This window comes from Sphingobium ummariense RL-3 (assembly GCF_000447205.1).
Taxonomy (GTDB): domain Bacteria; phylum Pseudomonadota; class Alphaproteobacteria; order Sphingomonadales; family Sphingomonadaceae; genus Sphingobium; species Sphingobium ummariense.
Genome location: NZ_AUWY01000061.1, coordinates 1 through 2,936, shown reverse-complemented (window position 1 = coordinate 2,936; position 2,936 = coordinate 1). Strand labels below are relative to the sequence as shown.

The following is a 2,936-nucleotide window of genomic DNA, read 5'->3' as shown; positions in this document are numbered from 1 at the left end:
CGTGCCCGGCTTCACGCCCCCGCTGATGTCGCCGCCGACCATCGCGGTCACTTGCGCGACATCGCCGGCGCTCACCCCGGCGCGCGACAGCGCACGGCCCAGGGAATCGCTGCTGCCGATCTGCGCGTTGAGTTCGATCTGCGGCCGCTCGGGCGTTTCGGCCAGCGGCTGCACCGCGTCCGTGGCGCCCATGTGCCGCCCGCTATCGGCGCCCAGCGCCAGCGGCGTGATCATCTGGCTGCGCACCTCGTCATAGCGCGCATCGGGCATCAGCGGCTCGGGCGCGCCCGGCACCGGCTGAAAACCGGGAGAGAGGTAGAGCGCCGTCGCGCACAGGCTGAAACAGGTGGCAAGCCCGCGGAACCAGGTCAGGCTGCCGATGCGCTGGCCAAGGTCGGGAACGAGCTCCACGTCCTCCGCCCAGTCCCGGATCCGCTCGCGCCAGCCCTGCTTCGGCGCGACGCGCGGCGCCTTCAGCGACTCCGCCAGCCACAGGGAAACGGATGCGCCGCCCTGCTGGCTATCGAACTGGCTTTCCTGAAACAAACCGGCGACCTTTGGGTAAGCTTTGGATTGCCCCGTCCGCAGCGACCCCGCGCCCTGCGACAGGCCCGATCCTTGTGAAGCAGCAGGGTTAAAGTCAATTTAAGAGGAATCGGGCTTTACGGATGCTGCGACGAACCGTGTTGCGAAGTCGATGGAAGACGGCCACGGACGGAACCCCCACGCAAATCGGCAAGCCCCTTGCCCCCGCTGCGTTCATCCCCGACATAGGCCGCATGGCCCAGTTCGCCCGTTCTCCCGTCACTGCCGTGCTCGGGCCCACCAACACCGGCAAGACCCACCTCGCCGTCGAGCGCATGTGCGGCCATTCCAGCGGCATGATGGGCTTCCCCCTCCGGCTGCTGGCGCGAGAGGTCTATGACCGCGTCGTCGCAATCAAGGGCGCTGCCCAGGTCGCGCTGATCACCGGCGAGGAAAAGATCGTCCCGCCCCAGGCCCGCTATTTCCTCTGCACCGCCGAATCCATGCCCATCGGCGCAGGCCGGCAGGCCGGTGCCGCAACCGAAGGACTTGGCGACTATGCCTTTGTCGCCTTGGACGAGGCCCAGCTCGGCGCCGATCCGGAACGCGGCCATGTCTTCACCGACCGTCTGCTGCGCGCGCGGGGCCGTGAGGAAACGATGATCCTGGGCTCGGCCAGCATCGGCCGGCTGGTCAAGTCGCTGGTCCCCGACGTGGAGATCATCGGCCGCCCCCGCTTCTCGACCCTCAGCTATGCCGGCGCGAAGAAGCTATCCCGCCTTCCCCGCCGCTCCGCCGTCGTCGCCTTCTCCGCCGAGGAGGTCTATGCCGTGGCGGAGATGCTGCGGCGCTTCCGCGGCGGCGCGGCCGTCGTCATGGGCGCGCTCAGCCCCCATACACGCAACGCTCAGGTAAAGATGTTCCTGAACGGCGATGTCGACTATCTGGTCGCCACCGACGCCATCGGCATGGGCCTCAATCTCGACGTTGCGCATGTCGCCTTCGCCTCGCTGCGCAAGTTCGACGGCCGTCGCACCCGCCGCCTGACCGTCGCGGAGATGGCGCAGATCGCCGGCCGCGCGGGCCGCCACCACAAGGACGGCACCTTCGGCAGCCTGGGCGCCGAGGATGGCGACTCCGCCTTCCGTCCGGAGGAGATCGAGGCGATCGAGGCGCACCGCTTTCCCCCGCTCGAGCATCTCTACTGGCGCGATGGCGCCCCGCGCACCGACAGCCTCGCCCATCTGATCGCCGATCTGGAGGCCCGCCCCGAGCGCGAGGAGCTGCGCCCCGCCCCGGAGGCCGTCGACCTCGCCGTCCTCAAGCGCCTGGCCGACGACCCGCTGGTGATCGACCGGGCGCGGGGCCAGCGCCAGGTGGAACGCCTCTGGGCCGCCTGCGGCCTCCCCGACTTCCAGAAGCTGGGGGCCGAGCACCACGCCCGCACCGTCAGCCGCCTCTGGCGCTTCCTTTCCGAAGGGAACGGCCACATTCCCCGCGACTGGTTCGCGCAGCAGATCGCCCGCCTCGATTCGGTGCAGGGCGATATCGACACGCTTTCGGGTCGCATCGCCGCCGCGCGGACCTGGTCGTATATCGCCCACCGCCCGGACTGGCTGCTCCATCCCGCCGAGATGGCCGAGCGCACCCGCGCGCTGGAGGAGAAGCTGTCCGATGCGCTCCATGGCGCGCTGATGCAGCGTTTCGTCGACCGCCGCACCTCCGTCCTGCTGCGCGACATCGGCCAGAATGCCAGCAGCCTCCCCGTCACGGTGGAGCCCGACGGGACGGTCTGCGTCGATGGCGAGACGATCGGGCGACTTGACGGATTTCGTTTCTCGGTCGATCCCGCTACGCGGCATCAGGACAGGAAGATGCTGCTGGCGGCCGCGGAGCGCCGTCTTGGAAAGGTATTGCGAGTGAAGGCTGACGAACTGCTGGCTGCTGCGGACACGGATTTCGCGCTTCTGGACGAGGCGGGACAAGCGCCGGGCATCGCCTGGGCGGGCAGCCCGGTCGCGGCGCTGCTGGCCGGCACCACGCTGCTCAGCCCGGAGATTCGGCTGGACCGCGCGCTGCTGGCGCTGGGACAGGACGTGCAGAAGCAGGTGATCGCCCGCCTGGCCGCCTGGTTCGAGGCGCAGAAGGAAAAGCACCTCCTCCCCCTCGTCAAGATGACCGCCAGCGCGTCGGAGCCGGACGTCCCCCCCGTCGTGCGCGCGGTCTTCGCCCAGCTCGCCGACGCGGGCGGCGTCATTGCGCGCACCGACCTCGATTCGGCGCTCGCCCATCTCGACAAGGACCAGCGCCACCTGCTGCGCAAGGCCGGCATCGACATCGGCGTGCTCGATATCTACCACCCCGGCCTGCTGAAGCCCGGCGCGGCCCGCTGGCGCGCGGCGCTCTCGGCG

Annotated in this window: 1 protein-coding gene and 1 pseudogene; one reads left to right on the top strand and one right to left on the bottom strand. The window is 69.7% G+C overall.

Features of this window, described 5'->3' with window-relative positions:
- Window positions 1-546, bottom strand: a pseudogene (locus M529_RS33135) (M23 family peptidase); the annotation flags it as partial.
- A gap of 233 nt (window positions 547-779) precedes the next feature.
- On the opposite strand from M529_RS33135, the gene M529_RS33130 reads away from it, so the two are divergent.
- The coding region (locus M529_RS33130; RefSeq protein ID WP_021317563.1) for a helicase-related protein at window positions 780-2,936 on the top strand (2,157 nt) is incomplete at its 3' end.